The 15,355-nt window shown below is 50.9% G+C and carries 15 protein-coding genes; 11 read left to right on the top strand and 4 right to left on the bottom strand.

Translation table 11 applies throughout. From position 1 onward, the window contains the following. Nucleotides 1–4: 4 nt before the first annotated feature. Complete coding sequence (locus tag GQ51_RS07055; protein ID WP_047551546.1) at nt 5–235, bottom strand: DUF2798 domain-containing protein; 231 nt, start codon at nt 233–235, stop codon at nt 5–7. A gap of 41 nt (nt 236–276) precedes the next feature. After that, a complete protein-coding gene (gene uvrA / locus GQ51_RS07050; protein ID WP_047554008.1) occupies nt 277–3,090 on the bottom strand; it encodes an excinuclease ABC subunit UvrA in 2,814 nt (937 codons plus the stop codon). Between the two features lie 154 nt (nt 3,091–3,244). On the opposite strand from uvrA, the gene GQ51_RS07045 reads away from it, so the two are divergent. The 11 genes from GQ51_RS07045 (at nt 3,245) to trhP (ending at nt 13,706) form a co-directional block, all read left to right on the top strand. After that, complete coding sequence (locus GQ51_RS07045) at nt 3,245–4,615, top strand: MFS transporter (RefSeq protein WP_047554007.1); 1,371 nt, start codon at nt 3,245–3,247, stop codon at nt 4,613–4,615. Nucleotides 4,616–4,617: 2 nt separating this feature from the next. Further along, nucleotides 4,618–5,124, top strand: a complete 507-nt coding sequence (locus tag GQ51_RS07040; protein ID WP_047551543.1) for a single-stranded DNA-binding protein — start codon at nt 4,618–4,620, stop codon at nt 5,122–5,124. Between the two features lie 103 nt (nt 5,125–5,227). Beyond that, the gene (locus tag GQ51_RS07035; protein ID WP_047551540.1) at nt 5,228–6,316 is read left to right on the top strand and encodes a 3-deoxy-7-phosphoheptulonate synthase; all 1,089 of its coding nucleotides are present in this window, start codon (nt 5,228–5,230) and stop codon (nt 6,314–6,316) included. 73 nt (nt 6,317–6,389) lie between these two features. Further along, nucleotides 6,390–6,653 (top strand): FmdB family zinc ribbon protein, encoded by a 264-nt coding sequence (locus GQ51_RS07030; protein ID WP_047551537.1) that lies wholly within the window; start codon nt 6,390–6,392, stop codon nt 6,651–6,653. Nucleotides 6,654–6,667: 14 nt separating this feature from the next. Next, on the top strand, nt 6,668–7,282 hold the full coding sequence (locus GQ51_RS07025; protein WP_047551534.1) for a DUF502 domain-containing protein: 615 nt from the start codon (nt 6,668–6,670) through the stop codon (nt 7,280–7,282). Between the two features lie 19 nt (nt 7,283–7,301). Next, nucleotides 7,302–9,089: an aspartate--tRNA ligase gene (aspS, locus tag GQ51_RS07020; RefSeq protein ID WP_047551531.1), complete on the top strand. Its 1,788-nt coding sequence runs from the start codon at nt 7,302–7,304 to the stop codon at nt 9,087–9,089. A 138-nt stretch (nt 9,090–9,227) separates the two neighbouring features. Continuing rightward, nucleotides 9,228–10,355, top strand: a complete 1,128-nt coding sequence (locus GQ51_RS07015) for a hypothetical protein (RefSeq protein ID WP_235276184.1) — start codon at nt 9,228–9,230, stop codon at nt 10,353–10,355. Between the two features lies 1 nt (nt 10,356). Continuing rightward, nucleotides 10,357–10,761 (top strand): VOC family protein, encoded by a 405-nt coding sequence (locus tag GQ51_RS07010; protein WP_047551525.1) that lies wholly within the window; start codon nt 10,357–10,359, stop codon nt 10,759–10,761. 117 nt (nt 10,762–10,878) lie between these two features. After that, nucleotides 10,879–11,688 carry a quinoprotein dehydrogenase-associated SoxYZ-like carrier gene (locus tag GQ51_RS07005; protein ID WP_047551523.1) on the top strand — a complete coding sequence of 270 codons (810 nt, stop codon included), beginning with the start codon at nt 10,879–10,881 and terminating at the stop codon, nt 11,686–11,688. A 98-nt stretch (nt 11,689–11,786) separates the two neighbouring features. Then, nucleotides 11,787–12,206, top strand: coding sequence for a secondary thiamine-phosphate synthase enzyme YjbQ (locus tag GQ51_RS07000; RefSeq protein ID WP_047551520.1), 420 nt, complete (start codon nt 11,787–11,789; stop codon nt 12,204–12,206). A 153-nt stretch (nt 12,207–12,359) separates the two neighbouring features. Next, on the top strand, nt 12,360–13,706 hold the full coding sequence (trhP, locus tag GQ51_RS06995; protein WP_047551517.1) for a prephenate-dependent tRNA uridine(34) hydroxylase TrhP: 1,347 nt from the start codon (nt 12,360–12,362) through the stop codon (nt 13,704–13,706). A gap of 67 nt (nt 13,707–13,773) precedes the next feature. Here the strand turns inward: trhP and GQ51_RS06990 are convergent, their stop codons facing one another. Beyond that, entirely contained in the window at nt 13,774–14,205 is a 432-nt protein-coding gene (locus tag GQ51_RS06990) for a CBS domain-containing protein (RefSeq protein ID WP_047551515.1), read from the bottom strand. A 243-nt stretch (nt 14,206–14,448) separates the two neighbouring features. Next, nucleotides 14,449–15,354: a TorF family putative porin gene (locus GQ51_RS06985; protein ID WP_047551512.1), complete on the bottom strand. Its 906-nt coding sequence runs from the start codon at nt 15,352–15,354 to the stop codon at nt 14,449–14,451. Nucleotide 15,355: the final 1 nt, after the last annotated feature.

The following is a 15,355-nucleotide window of genomic DNA, read 5'->3' as shown; positions in this document are numbered from 1 at the left end:
GTATCTATTCTTCTTTGGTGATTGCGCCCACAATTTTTCTGACCACCGGCGCTACGATGAATATGGCTGGAAATGCGATTGGCCAGGCATGGATAAATGCGCGCATCCATTGTGCAAAAAACTGCTGGTTAAACCCTGAAAACAAAGCGGTGAGAACCCCGGACATGATCAGCGCCATCAGCAGTGACATGAAGAATGCAAATAAGACAGGGCTATATTTTTTATCAATTTTCATATTGGCAAATCATAGTCGGTGTCAAATCAAGAGCAGGTTTTCTACAGCATAGCCCGCAAATATTTCGCCGTGTAACTCACTTCATTTTGCGCGACCTGTTCCGGCGTGCCTTCGGCGATGATGGTGCCGCCGCCATCACCGCCTTCGGGACCCATGTCTACAATCCAGTCTGCGGTTTTAATCACATCCAGATTATGTTCAATAATCACGATGGTGTTGCCAGCATCGCGCAGTCTGTGAATCACGTCCAGTAACAGCTGTATGTCAGCAAAGTGAAGGCCGGTGGTCGGTTCATCCAGAATATACAAGGTGCGCCCGGTGTCTCGTTTGCTCAGTTCCAGCGCCAGTTTCACGCGCTGTGCCTCGCCGCCTGAAAGTGTTGTGGCGCTCTGGCCCAGGGTAATGTAGCCTAAGCCAACATCCAGTAAAGTCTGCAGTTTGCGTGCAATCACCGGCTGTGCGCTGAAAAACGCGTGCGCCTGTTCAACCGTCATGCCTAAAATTTCGTGGATGTTTTTGCCTTTGAACTGAATTTCCAAAGTTTCACGGTTGTAGCGCTGGCCTTTACACACATCGCAAGGTACGTATACATCAGGCAGGAAGTGCATTTCAACGCGAATCACACCGTCACCCTGGCACGCCTCACAGCGCCCGCCCTTTACGTTAAATGAGTAGCGCCCCGGGCCGTAACCGCGTGCGCGGCTTTCCGGCACGCTGGCGAATAGATCGCGTATCGGCGTAAACAGGCCGGTGTAGGTTGCCGGGTTGGAACGTGGCGTACGCCCGATCGGGCTCTGGTCTACGTCGACGACCTTGTCAAAAAACTCCAGGCCGTTCATTTCACCATAAGGTGCAGGTTCGGTACTGCTGCCGTACAAGTGGTGGGCAACGATCCTATATAGCGTGTCATTGATCAGTGTGGACTTGCCGCTGCCGGAGACGCCGGTAATGCAGCTGAGCAGGCCAACCGGCAGCTTCAGGGTGACGTCTTTCAGGTTGTTGCCTGTTGCGTGGGTGAGTTTCATCCAGCGTGCAGGGTCAGGGGAGGTGCGTTTTTTGTTGTAAGTAATCTGGCGTTTTCCGCTCAGGTATTCACCAGTGACCGAGTTCGGGTTGTCTTTGATCTGCTGTGGCGTGCCTTCCGCCACGATACGGCCGCCATGTTCGCCGGCGCCCGGGCCGATATCCACGACATAATCCGCTTCCATGATCGCATCCTGGTCATGCTCCACCACAATGACACTGTTGCCGATGTCGCGCAGGCGCTTGAGCGTGTCTAGCAGTCGGTCATTATCGCGCTGGTGCAAGCCGATGGATGGCTCATCCAGCACGTACATGACGCCCGTCAGACCGCTGCCGATCTGCGAAGCGAGACGAATACGCTGCGCCTCGCCGCCGGACAGGGTTTCAGCGGAGCGCGATAGTGACAGATATTCCAGGCCTACGTTGGTCAGGAACTTGAGGCGGTTGCTGATCTCTTTAACGATTTTATCGGCGATGGCAAGTTTTGCGCCTGTCAGTTCTATATTCTCAAAGAAGGTGAGCGCTTGCTTCAGCGGCACTTCACATACCTGGTGAATGTTCTTGTTGCCCACTTTTACGTGGCGAGCTTCTTTGCGTAAGCGTGTGCCGACGCAATCCGGGCAGCTTTGTGAATTCAGGTATTTTGCAAGTTCTTCGCGCACGGTCTGCGAGTCTGTTTCGTGATAGCGTCTTTGCAGGTTGTTTAAAATGCCTTCGAAGCTGTGCGTTTTCTGGTAGAACAAGCCGCGTTCATTGAGGTATTTGAAAGCCACTTCTTCTTTGCCGCTGCCGTGCAGCAGGATATGCTGGATGTTTTCCGGCAGTTTTTCAAAGGTCGTGTCCAGGTCAAAGTCGTAGTGTGCTGCCAGGCTGGACAGCATCTGGAAATAAAACTGGTTGCGTCTGTCCCAGCCTTTGATCGCGCCTGCGGCCAGTGACAGATGCGGAAATGCAACTACGCGTTTCGGGTCAAAAAAGTTGATGTTTCCGAGGCCGTCGCATTTCGGGCAGGCACCCATCGGGTTGTTAAACGAGAACAGGCGCGGCTCTAATTCGGCAAGTGAGTAGTCACAAACCGGGCATGAGAATTTGGCTGAGAATAAATGCTCTTTTTCAGTATCCATTTCCAAGGCAATCGCTTTGCCTTCGGCCAAACGCAGGGCGGTTTCAAATGATTCCGCGATACGCTGCTTCATATCCGCTTTGACTTTGATACGGTCAACCACGACATCTACGTTATGTTTGGTGGTTTTTGCCAGTTGCGGCAACGCATCGACTTCATAAATCTTGCCGTCTACGCGCAGACGCACGAAACCTTGTGCTTTCAGTTCTTCAAATAAATCAATCTGCTCGCCCTTGCGGTTGGATACAACCGGCGCCAGTATCATGAGCCTGGTGTCTTCAGGCAGCGCCAATACGCTGTCTACCATCTGGCTTACCGTTTGCGCTTCCAGCTTGATGCCATGCTCCGGGCATTCCGGATCGCCGGCGCGCGCGTATAGCAGCCTTAAGTAATCATGGATCTCGGTGACCGTGCCTACGGTGGAGCGCGGATTGTGGGAGGTGGATTTCTGCTCAATGGAGATGGCGGGAGATAAACCTTCGATTAAATCGACATCAGGTTTATCCATACGCGCCAGAAACTGGCGGGCGTATGCCGAGAGTGATTCAACATAACGGCGCTGCCCCTCAGCGTACAGTGTATCAAAAGCCAGTGAGGACTTGCCGGAACCAGACAAGCCGGTAATGACTACCAGCTGGTTGCGTGGAATATCCAGCGATATGTTCTTTAAATTGTGGGTGCGCGCACCGCGAATACGAATCAGATCCATCGGTTTAAATCCATCATGCATTTACTAAAAATTGGGGCAACCTGCTAATATACCTACTTTTACGCATTAAGATTAATTATTTTTCATGTCATCGTTGCACAATACAACATCTGCGACAATCAGCGTTGTCGAAGACATCATTACTACAGAAAAAATGACTCCGGCAGAGCTGCGCGCCACGTTAAGTCTGGCGTCGATTTATGGCCTGCGCATGCTGGGCATGTTTCTGATCCTGCCGATTTTCGCGATTTATGCGTCAACGTTGCCGGACAAGCCCAGCGGCCTGATGGTGGGCTTGGCGCTGGGCGCTTACGGCTTGACGCAGGCATTGCTGCAATTGCCGTTCGGCATGGCATCTGACAAATATGGCCGCAAGCCGATGATTTATATCGGCCTGGGTATCTTTGCCCTTGGCAGCATGGTGGCAGCACTGGCGATGAATATCGAAGGCGTGATTATCGGGCGTGCCATTCAGGGAGCCGGTGCTGTTTCGGCTGTAGTCACCGCCCTGGTGGCTGACCTGACGCGTGATGAGCATCGCACCAAGGCTATGGCAACCATAGGCGGCACCATAGGTATCGCATTTGCGCTTTCACTGGTGGCAGGTCCGATTCTGAATGACTGGATCGGGGTGCCGGGAATCTTTTTCCTGACCGGCATACTGACGCTGGCTGCGATTGCGGTGGTGAAATATGTGGTGCCTGACCCTGTCGATAGCCATTACCACTCGGACGCAAGCGCGGCTCCGGCGAAACTGAAAGACGTACTGAAAAATACCCAGCTGTTACGTTTGAATTACGGCATATTTGCCTTGCATGCAGCGCAGATGGCCATGTTTGTCGTTGTGCCTTTTGCAATCAACCAATCCAGCGCAATGGACGTAAGCCAGCACTGGAAAATTTACCTGCCGGTTGTCGTGGCTGCATTCGTGCTCATGGTGCCTGCGATTATTTATGGTGAAAAACAAGCCAGAATGAAGCAGGTTTTTGTGACGGCGGTAGCGGTCATGCTGCTTGCCCAGATCATGTTCGCGGTTTCAATATCTTATTTCTGGGGTATCGTTGCTTCACTCACCATCTATTTCATCGCATTTAACCTGCTGGAAGCGTCATTGCCGTCATTGATCAGCAAAATTGCACCGGCAGCGGCAAAAGGCACCGCGATGGGGGTTTATAATACGTCGCAGTCCCTGGGTATTTTTGTCGGTGGTGCGCTTGGCGGCTACCTGTCGCATACGTATGGCTTTTCCAGCGTATTTATATTTTGTGGTGTAATGATGGTTTTATGGCTATTATTTGCATCATCCATGCAGGCGCCATTGGCGGTAAGAACCAGGATGTATACGATGGACGCCTCTGCTGACGGCATGACGGCTGCCGAAGCGAATGCGATCAGGGGCAGGCTGCTGGCGTGTGCGGGTGTGGTTGAAGCTGCGGTGCTGCCACAGGAGCGCACGGTAATATTGAAATTAGATAAATCGCATGATTGGGATGACGCCCAAGTGTATCAATTGTTGAAGGGATAAATATGGCATCAGTGAATAAAGTAATATTGGTAGGCAATCTGGGGCGGGATCCGGAAGTGCGCTATATGCCGAATGGTGAAGCTGTATGTAATTTCAGTATTGCGACAACTGATAGCTGGAAAGATAAATCCGGCGCCAAACAGGAGCGTACCGAGTGGCATAATATCGTGATGTATCGCAAACTGGCTGAGATTGCCGGCGAGTACCTTAAAAAAGGCCGCCCGGTATATGTGGAAGGCCGCCTGCAGACACGTAAATGGCAAACCAAGGAAGGTCAGGACCGTTACACAACGGAAATCATTGCTGACCAGATGCAGATGCTGGGCGGCCGTGATGGCGGCGGTTCAAATGCCAGCTACGATGGCGGTATGGATCAGGGCGGTATGGACGATTACAACCAGGCACCGCCAAGCCAGGGTCAGGCCAGGACTGCGCCGGCGCAGTCTGCGCCAAAACCGGCTGCGGCCGGCTCAGGTTTTGATGATTTTGAGGACGATATACCGTTTTGATTGCTATCGCAGTATAATTAGACAATTATTAAAACAAAGCCCGCTCTATACGGGCTTTGTTTTTTGCGTTTCTTTTATTTTGCGCATTCAACGAGTTACCTAAATGAGCCCTAGCCAAAAAATTATTACTGACGATGTGCGTATTATCGAAATCAAGGAGTTGACTCCGCCTTCTGTGCTGCTGGAGAAGCTTGAGCCGAGCAAGGCTACCGTGGATCGCATTGTCAAAGCACGCAGCGAGATACACCGCATTCTGCACAGTGCGAATGATCGCCTGCTGGTAGTGATCGGGCCTTGTTCTATCCATGATTATGATGCAGGTATCGAATATGCAAAACGCCTGCTGACGCAATCGCGCAAGCATAGCAACGAGTTGCTGATCGTGATGCGCGTTTATTTCGAAAAACCACGCACGACAGTGGGCTGGAAAGGCCTCATCAACGATCCGCACCTGAATGGCAGTTTCGATATTAACGAGGGGCTCGATCTGGCGCGGCGTTTCCTGCTTGAGGTGAATGAGCTGGGTCTGCCTGCTGCAACCGAGTTTCTGGACACCATTACGCCACAATATACGGCTGACCTGGTGAGCTGGGGTGCGATTGGTGCGCGCACCACTGAATCGCAGATCCATCGTGAGCTGGCTTCGGGTTTGTCGTGCCCAGTGGGTTTCAAAAACGGTACGGATGGCAATATCCGCATTGCGGTTGATGCAATCAAGGCCGCTGCCAGCCCGCACCACTTTTTATCCGTGACCAAGGATGGCCGTTCGGCGATTATTTCAACGACCGGCAATGAAGATTGCCATGTGATCCTGCGCGGCGGCAAGACACCTAACTACGATGCAGAGAATATTGAAGCGGTAGCCAAGGAGCTGGCGCAGTCAGGCCTGAATGCCAAAGTGATGGTGGACTGCTCACATGCGAATAGTCAGCGCCAGTACAAGCTGCAGAAGAACGTCGCGGCAAATGTGGCAGAGCAGCTGAATGCGGGGGATGATCGCATCATCGGGCTGATGATCGAGTCGCACCTGAATGAAGGCCGGCAGGATCATGAACCGGGCTGCGCACTGGAATACGGTAAATCGATCACCGACGGCTGCCTGGGCTGGGATGATACGGTAGAGCTTTTGGATATGCTGGCGGAGAGCGTCAGGAAAAGGCGTTTTCAGAACCAGCAGGATGACGATAACTAAGCCTGCTGAATGCTTTTACGGTATTCGGGTATAATTTCATGTTGTTCAACATATTTGTGTAAGGAGGATTTAAATGCCTATTTACGATTATCAATGCAGCAGCTGCGGTCATAAAGCCGAGGTGATGCGCAAGATCAGCGCGGCGCAGGTAGAAGCTTGTCCGCAATGCGGTAAAGAGAGTTTTGCCAAGCAGGTTTCCGCACCTAGTTTCCAACTCACCGGCAGTGGCTGGTATGCAACCGATTTTAAAGGCGGTAACAGCGCAAAAAAGCCTGAGCCGGCTCCGGAATCTAGCGCAGCACCTGCTGCCTGCGGTACCGGTTGCGCCTGCCACTAGCGAACGCATTTTTTATGAAAAAATATCTGATAACAGGCTTGCTGGTTCTGGTTCCCCTGGTGATTACCATCTGGGTGCTCAAATCATTGATCGGCATGATGGACCAAAGCCTGTTGCTGCTGCCTGAGCAATGGCATCCGCATACCCTGTTCGGCCGCGATATTCCCGGCTTCGGCGTGATCCTGACTTTTGCTATCGTGCTGACGACCGGCATCATCGCAACCAATTTTTTCGGTATGCAGATCATTTCACTTTGGGAAAAGCTGCTCCAGCGCCTGCCCGTCGTGAAGTCGATCTACTCCAGCGTCAAGCAGGTTTCGGATACGCTGTTCTCCGATTCCGGCAATGCATTCCGTAAAGCCGTGCTGGTGCAGTTCCCGCGTGAAGGCGCATGGACGATTGCTTTCCTGACCGGCACGCCCGGCGGCGATGTGGCTAATCATCTGCATGGCGATTACGTCAGCGTGTTTGTGCCGACTACCCCTAACCCAACCGGTGGTTACTTTCTGATGATGCCTAAAGCCGATGTGATAGAACTGGAAATGAGCGTAGATGAAGCGCTTAAATACATCATCTCCATGGGTGTCGTTGCACCGGCAAACAAATTACCTAAACTTTTAACTCAATAAATAAATAGTAAACACAATTATGATGCGTACACATTACTGCGGCCATTTAAACCGCGAACACATTGGTCAAACCGTAACGCTATGTGGCTGGGCGCATCGTCGCCGTGACCACGGTGGTGTGATTTTTATCGACTTGCGTGACCGTGAAGGCCTGGCGCAGATCGTGATCGACCCGGATACCAAAGACGCTTTTGCGATTGCAGAAACCGTGCGCAGTGAGTTTGTATTGAAAGTGGTATGTAAAGTACGTGCGCGCCCTGAGGGTACCGTAAATCCTAACTTGCCTACCGGTGAAGTGGAAATGCTGGCCACCGAGATCGAAGTGCTGAATGCCTCGCTCACGCCGCCATTCATGCTGGACGATGAGAACCTTACGGAAACCGTGCGCCTGGAGCACCGCTATATCGACCTGCGCCGTCCAACCATGCAGAAGAACCTGATGCTGCGTTATCGCGTTGCGAAAACATTGCGTGACTATCTGGATACCAACGGTTTCATTGAAGTTGAAACGCCGATGCTGACACGCTCAACCCCTGAAGGTGCGCGTGACTACCTGGTGCCTAGCCGCGTGCATCACGGCATGTTCTTTGCGTTGCCGCAATCACCGCAGTTGTTCAAGCAGCTGCTGATGGTGTCAGGCTTTGACCGTTACTTCCAGATCACCAAGTGTTTCCGTGATGAAGATTTGCGTGCAGACCGTCAGCCTGAATTCACGCAGGTGGACATTGAAACTTCGTTCATGGAAGAAAACGATATCATGGACCTGGTGGAAGAAATGATCCGCCAGATGCTGAAAAAAGTGCAGGATGTAGACTTGCCGGCTAAATTCCCGCGCATGCCGTTTGCAGAAGCCATGAACAGATACGGTTCAGACAAGCCGGACATGCGCGTGACGCTTGAAATCACTGAACTTTCAGATGTGATGAAAGATGTGGATTTCAAAGTGTTCGCAGGTGCTGCCAATATGGCGGGTGGCCGTGTTGCTGCGTTGCGCGTGCCGAACGGCGCTGCAATCAGCCGTTCAGAAATCGATGCTTATACCGAGTTCGTGAAAATCTACGGCGCCAAAGGCTTGGCTTACATCAAGATCAATGACATCACCAAACTGAATGAAGAAGGCCTGCAAAGCCCGATTGTAAAAAACATCCATGAGAATGCTTTGCGCGCCATTATCGAGCGCACAGGCGCACAGAATGGTGACATCGTGTTCTTTGGCGCAGACAAAGCTAAAGTGGTGAATGAAGCTCTGGGTGCGCTGCGCCTCAAAGTCGGTCATGACAAAGGCCATGTGGATGGCCGGGCATGGGCGCCATTGTGGGTGGTTGATTTCCCGATGTTTGAACATGACGAAGATGCAGGCCGCTGGGTGGCCTTGCACCATCCGTTCACGGCACCTAAAGATGGCCATGAAGATTTCCTGACCAGCAATCCGGGCGCCGCACTGTCAAAAGCTTACGACATGGTGCTGAACGGCTGGGAAGTCGGCGGCGGTTCAGTGCGTATCCACAAACAGGACGTGCAGTCCAAAGTGTTTGATGCATTGAAGATCAGCAAGGAAGAAGCGCAGGAGAAATTCGGCTTCCTACTCGACGCACTGCAATACGGCGCACCTCCGCACGGCGGCCTGGCTTTCGGCCTGGATCGTCTGGTGACTTTAATGGCGGGTGCCGAGTCTATCCGTGATGTGATCGCATTCCCTAAAACACAGCGCGCGCAGTGCTTGATGACCAATGCGCCGAATGAAGTGGATGAGAAACAGCTGCGTGAGTTGCATATACGCGTGCGCTCACAAAATCCGGCTGCATAAAATGCACTCGCTTTGTGCTGGCATTGTTGCAGGCTCTTGCCGTACTAATCGTACCGACTGCGAGTTTGAGCCTGGTCAGCGCATCGTGAATTGCATTATTATGAGTAGTGATTAAGGTGCTTTTTTAGGAGGTTTATCTTGGTTCGCAAATGCAATTCTTCCGTGATGACTTTGTTGGCAATGGTGTTCGTTGCTCATGCTTCAGTCGCGCATGCCAATTTGTTCGATATGATCAAGGGGCCGGCCAAGCCGGTAGAGGTCACCGATAGTTCTGACAAAGCGGCCAACTTTAAAGAAGCCTTCAAGCCCGAAGGCTTGCTTGCCAAGGATCCGGCGCCCGTTGAGACTGCCAGTAAAAAAGTGGTCATTGCAGGTTTTCAGATGGAGTTCGCAACCGAACAAAAAGCGGTTACCAAGAATGCCGGTTCAGGTGCGGGTTTAGCCTCGAGCACAGAAAAAATCTATTACCTTAAAGGGGTGAAAGATGAGCAGTTCCAGGCAATCGCAGATAAATCCTATGCGGCCTTTGTTGAACAACTGAAAAAGCTGGGCTATGAGGTGCTGCCGCCAACAGTATTGCTGGAGACGGGGTATAAGGAAAAATTCGCCAAAGTGAACCAGCCTCCGGTGCATCGTGAAAGAGGTGTTGCGGGTGAGATTCTTTTTGGCGATCTTTCCAAGATCGGTGAAGATAAGGATGAAAAAGGGCAGGAAGACAACGCGAGTGTGATTGCTACGGCCAAAGATACTTCACCTGATGTGTATTCCAAATTCATGCCTGAATTCGGTCCTGGCTTCAAGTCTGCTGATGCCTTGCAGGCCAATATCATTCAGCTGCGCCTGAAAGTCAATTTTGCACGATTTGACGGAGTGCGTTTTTATTGGAGTTCCGGCTATGAGGATAAACCCCAGAACGGGATAAGTATCAGGGGCACCGGGATGCAGGTGTTTGCGCCAGGTAATAAAATGGCAACCTATTCTCTGGCAAAAACGGTGATATTGCCGAATCGCGTGGCCGAAAAGGGAACGCCTGTTGCCGCTTCTACCGGGCAGACAACCAAACGGGCATCGGGCGGCTTGTTCAAGGCGCTGGCAGGACTGGCAACCGGGGATGTGATTGCTGCGACCTCTGGGGCAGTGGGTGCGGCACATTCTACAATGGCGTCTGATGATATTGAGATGACAGCCGGCGCAGATTATGAAGCTGTAGTAGGAAAAGATGTGAGCCTGTTTTTGAATATGATGACTGAGGCCTTGCCTAAATAAAATGCCGATCACCGAACTTAATCACGTTAATTTGCGCACGCCTTATGAGACGATGCTCAAACTCAAGGACTTTTACTGCGATGTCGTGGGCTTGAAAGTCGGGCCGCGCGAGGGCTTTACCAGCAGGGGTTTCTGGTTATACATTGATGAGAACGCAGCCAATGCCGTGGTGCACCTGGCTGAGTATCGCGGTGAAGGCGAGCCGCTGGTTGATGTGCTGACCACGCTGGATCATATCTCTTTTACCTGTACCGATATCGCGGCAACAGAAGCGCACCTTCAAAAACACAATGTCGAATATACAATACGGGATCTGCCCGTGCTGAATGTCAAGCAGATCAATTTTAAAGATCCTGTCGGCAACGGTATTGAATTATTTTTTCATCTGGAAAATGAAAAAGCGTAAAGTATTTCAAAGTGCGGCCCCAGGTAATCGAACCTGGTCACTAGTTTTTCTGTCTTATCGATAATTTAAGTCATTTATATCAATAAAGTCTTGTCAATAAAGTTTTGGAGCGGATTTATGAGTAAACAGACACAGTCCCGGTTGTTAAAATGCTTGTTGATGACCGGTGTTTTGTTGGCATTTGCAGGCCAGGCTTTTGCCGAGGCTGATCCTAAATTATGGCCGGTGGTGAAAGAAGCCTTTTTTGCCAAGCGCGACATTCAGGAAGTTGAGTTTATCAAGATAGAAGCGCCGCGCCGTGCTGAAAGCGGGGCGCAGGTGCCGGTTACTTTCAGTTATGACAAGGCAGCCGCTAACGGTGTTGATATCAAGAAGATTTATGTGCTGGTGGATGCAAACCCGATCCAGCTCGCGGCGATTTACAATCTAACCGATATGCTGGGTAATTTTCAACTGGCGACGCGTATCCGCATGGAGACAGATTCATTCGTACGCCTGGTGGGAGAAGCAGCCGATGGCAAACTCTATATGGCTAAACGTGAAATTCGCGCTGCCGGCGGCTGTGGAGGCACGGTAGAGAACGATGAAGCGGCAGTGCGTGCTGCGGCAGGCAAGATCAAGCTGCATGTTGATGCGCCGGTGAAGTTCGGCAGCCCTGTGGCTGCAACTTTCAATATCAGGCATGTCATGCGTACCGGCTTGCAGCGTGATTTGGTATCGCAGGGTTATGTGCCGGCTTTTTACATTAATAAAGCGGCATTCACTTATAACGGCAAACCGCTGATGACTGTAGATGTAGGCGTGGGTACCAGTGAAGACCCATACTTTAAATTCAACTTTACGCCTGATGCGCCGGGTGCGCTGGAAGTGACCGCGACCGATAATGAGGGCAAAACCTTTACCCAGCACCTGGATGTAAAAGGTTAAAGCTGTTCAAGTCATGAAAAAAGGCCTCCTTGTGAGGCCTTTTTTGTGACTGGGCGATCAGGTGTTAAAATTACCACATTCAAATTAAGGAGTATTTTATGAAAAGTTATCGTAAAGAACTGTGGTTCAACCCGCCTACACGCGTAGCGTTCATACGCATCACCGAGCAGGTGCGTGAATGCCTGCGCGAAAGTGGCGTGCGTGAAGGTTTTGTGCTGGTCAATGCCATGCATATCACCGCCAGCGTGTTCATCAACGATGACGAACGCGGTTTGCACCACGATTATACACAATGGCTGGAACGCCTTGCCCCGCACGAGCCGGTAAGCAGCTATCGCCATAACGATACCGGCGAAGACAACGCCGATGCACACATGAAACGCCAGGTGATGGGGCGTGAGGTCGTGGTGGCGATTACCGATGGCCAGCTTGATTTTGGCCCGTGGGAACAGATTTTTTACGGTGAGTTCGATGGCCGCCGCAAGAAGCGCGTCCTGGTGAAAATTATTGGTGAATAATCATTAGCCGCAGATGAACACAGATACACACAGATAAAACCTGATATTTTCACCATATAGGTAAATGGTATAGGTTGCTGGTAACTTGACAACGTATCTGCGTTTATCAACGTTCATCTGCGGCTAATAATATTTTTAGACTTTGAGTAAACAATGAAAATACCTGAATTATTAGCCCCGGCGGGCGACCTGGACCGTATGCGTACGGCATTTGATTACGGCGCGGATGCGATTTATGCCGGTCAGCCGCGTTACAGCCTGCGCGCGCGCAATAACGATTTTTCGATGGCCAACCTGGAAATCGGCATTAACGAGGCGCATGCGCGTGGCAAAAAATTCTTCGTTGCCAGCAATATCGCACCGCATAACGCTAAAGTGAAAACTTACATGGCGGATATGGAGCCGGTAATCGCCATGCGCCCGGATGCGCTGATCATGTCTGACCCTGGCCTGATCATGATGGTGCGCGAGAAATGGCCGGAGATGCCGGTGCATCTCTCTGTACAGGCGAACACTGTCAACTATGCCACGGTTAAATTCTGGCAGAGTTTGGGTTTGACGCGCGTGATCCTGTCGCGTGAATTATCGCTGGATGAAATTGAAGACATCCGCCAGCGCTGCCCGGAGATGGAGCTGGAAGTTTTCGTGCACGGCGCGTTGTGTATCGCTTATTCAGGCCGCTGCCTGCTGTCCGGCTATTTTAACCAGCGTGACCCTAACCAGGGCACCTGTACCAACAGCTGCCGCTGGGATTACAAAGTGCATGACGCGTCTGAAGATGCGGCCGGCGTGATTCGCCTTGATGAATTTGATTTCAAGGCTGAAATGGAGAAATCCAGCCTGTCCGGCTGTGGCAGCCTGCCGCGTCATCCGTTGGCAGACAAGGTTTACCTGATCGAAGAAAAAGGCCGTCCCGGCGAGCTGTTGCCGATTGAAGAAGACGAGCACGGCACTTATATCATGAACAGCAAAGACCTGCGTGCGATCGAGCACGTAGAGCGCCTGATCAAGATGGGCGTGGATTCGCTGAAAATCGAAGGGCGCACAAAATCACGTTACTACGTGGCACGTACCTGCCAGAATTACCGCAAGGCGATTGATGATGCGCTTGCAGGCCGCCCGTTTGACTGGAGCCTGCTGGGTGACCTGGAGAACCTGGCTAACCGCGGCTATACCGATGGTTTTTATCAGCGTCATCATACGGCGGAGCACCAGAATTACAAGCAGGGGTACTCTAGCTCGAACCGCAGCCTGTATGTGGGTGATGTGGTTGCCTATGATGCTGAAAAAGGCCTGGCGGATATAGAGGCGCGTAACAAGTTTGGCATAGGTGACCGTCTGCAGGTGATACATCCAAGCGGTAACCAGGATGTATTGGTTGAAGCCATGTTTAACAAAAAGGGTGAGCCGATCCAGGAAGCATCAGGCAGTGGTTACTTTGTACGTTTGCCGATTGCCGCCGGTGATTTGAATAATGCGATGGTGGTTAAGTATCTGTAATCCGGCTTAAGCTGATTTACAAAGAAAGGGAGCTTGTGCTCCCTTTTTTGTATTGCAGATTGTGAAATCAACGCTGGATATATGTTTGCAGTTCCTTGATCAGGCGCTGCTGGTAATCAATGGTTTCTTTTGCAAGGTCGCTCAGTGACAGCACTCCGATCACTTTGCCGTCTTTCATGACCGGCAGGTGACGGAAGTTCCTGGTTGTCATCAATGTCATGGCCTGTTCAACGGTATCTTCAGGGCTGGCGCACACTACGTCATGCGTCATCACATCGGTAATATGCGTTGTTTTTGATGAGCGGCCTTTAAGGATGACCTCGCGTGCGTAATCGCGTTCCGAAAAGATACCAGCCAGTTTCTCGCCCTCAAGCACTACCAGTGCGCCGATCTGGTATTCTGCCAGAATGACCAGCGCATCGAACACCGGGCGGTGCGGTGCAATTGAGATCACTTCTTTGTATTTTTTGTTATCCAGTAACTGTTGCAATGTTTTCATAGCAATCTCCTGACTATAACCAGAATGCAGAGTGAAGTTTAAATATACACCAATAAATAATTTATCCAATGATTGATATGAATTTTTAAACGGTGATGGAGCCGGAGCCACTTGTCGTGCAAAGATACTTGATGGTATTGCAATAAAAAAGCCCCTCTTTGGGAGAGGGGCGTAAAGAAAGAAAACGCCTGTATTTAGACTAGTTTTCTTTGGAGAGCGGTAATAAAGATTAATATTGCGTTATCAAAAGGATTTTGAAACGCCAAATACAAACCTACTGTCTACAATCTGGTGATTGGAGCTGTAGCCGTAGAAATCGTGTTCGCCTTTTTTGATGTCGGTATCGTGGTAGCGCAGGTCAACTTTGTAACCGAATACATTGCGGCTTACGCCCACATTCCAGTGCATCCAGTTCAGCTGTTCTTTGCCATTGCCGTCCAGGTCATATTTTGTACCCTTGCTGTCAAAGAACTGATAACCGACACCTCCTGAAACCGTAAATCCATAGGGGGCTGACCAGCTGGGATGAATGGCAACGTTATGTGATTGCAGATTCTTGACGCCAAACCAGTCCGTCAGGGTGGGGGAGTACTCCAGTTTCATGTTGACTGAGCCGAATTGCTTATCCAGGTAGTTAAACATTTCCAGGTAATTCGAGTTGCTGTCACCTGGGTAGATGTACTGAAAGAACATGCCGTTGTAATTAATACCGGTTCCGCCAATATCCTTGACTGAATATCCTGCATAAGGCCCCCATAATGCATTGATTTTTGGGTTGTTGCCTTCGGAATCGTTGCCAGGGAATAAATTGTTGGCGCCGTAGTAACCCAAATAGACACCGCTAGGATGCGTCCAGGTAACCGCTACTTTGATTGATGGTATCTTGCCGTCATTCGTTTCCGATTCGCCGCGGAAAACGTAATCAGACGCCAGCTCAAACCACGAGCTGAATTTACCGCCAAACAACGTTTCCCTGTCCAGGTTATCCAGGAAGCCGGCCGACTCTTTGGCTGCTTTTGCCGGGCCAGTTTCGGCATAGGCCTCTTCACTTGTTTTATTGGTATTCTGCTCGGCATGGCTGATATTTGCGACCAGCATGGTGAAACAGAGAACCGATAACGTGATCAATTTATGCTTGAAATTAATCATT

This window comes from Methylotenera sp. G11, from assembly GCF_000799735.1.
Taxonomy (GTDB): domain Bacteria; phylum Pseudomonadota; class Gammaproteobacteria; order Burkholderiales; family Methylophilaceae; genus Methylotenera.
Note: the sequence above shows the minus strand (reverse complement) of the source record. Positions and strands in the feature narration are given on the sequence as shown.

Bases quoted from the DNA above. Each gene is read 5' to 3' on its own strand.
- aspS (WP_047551531.1), top strand. From the start codon at position 7,302: ATGATGCGTACACATTACTGCGGCCATTTAAACCGCGAACACATTGGT.
- GQ51_RS07000 (WP_047551520.1), top strand. From the start codon at position 11,787: ATGAAAAGTTATCGTAAAGAACTGTGGTTCAACCCGCCTACACGCGTA.
- trhP (WP_047551517.1), top strand. From the start codon at position 12,360: ATGAAAATACCTGAATTATTAGCCCCGGCGGGCGACCTGGACCGTATG.
- GQ51_RS07035 (WP_047551540.1), top strand. From the start codon at position 5,228: ATGAGCCCTAGCCAAAAAATTATTACTGACGATGTGCGTATTATCGAA.
- GQ51_RS07025 (WP_047551534.1), top strand. From the start codon at position 6,668: ATGAAAAAATATCTGATAACAGGCTTGCTGGTTCTGGTTCCCCTGGTG.
- GQ51_RS07010 (WP_047551525.1), top strand. From the start codon at position 10,357: ATGCCGATCACCGAACTTAATCACGTTAATTTGCGCACGCCTTATGAG.
- uvrA (WP_047554008.1), bottom strand. From the start codon at position 3,090: ATGGATCTGATTCGTATTCGCGGTGCGCGCACCCACAATTTAAAGAAC.
- GQ51_RS07045 (WP_047554007.1), top strand. From the start codon at position 3,245: ATGACTCCGGCAGAGCTGCGCGCCACGTTAAGTCTGGCGTCGATTTAT.
- GQ51_RS07030 (WP_047551537.1), top strand. From the start codon at position 6,390: ATGCCTATTTACGATTATCAATGCAGCAGCTGCGGTCATAAAGCCGAG.
- GQ51_RS06990 (WP_047551515.1), bottom strand. From the start codon at position 14,205: ATGAAAACATTGCAACAGTTACTGGATAACAAAAAATACAAAGAAGTG.
- GQ51_RS07005 (WP_047551523.1), top strand. From the start codon at position 10,879: ATGAGTAAACAGACACAGTCCCGGTTGTTAAAATGCTTGTTGATGACC.
- GQ51_RS07040 (WP_047551543.1), top strand. From the start codon at position 4,618: ATGGCATCAGTGAATAAAGTAATATTGGTAGGCAATCTGGGGCGGGAT.
- GQ51_RS07055 (WP_047551546.1), bottom strand. From the start codon at position 235: ATGAAAATTGATAAAAAATATAGCCCTGTCTTATTTGCATTCTTCATG.
- GQ51_RS06985 (WP_047551512.1), bottom strand. From the start codon at position 15,354: ATGATTAATTTCAAGCATAAATTGATCACGTTATCGGTTCTCTGTTTC.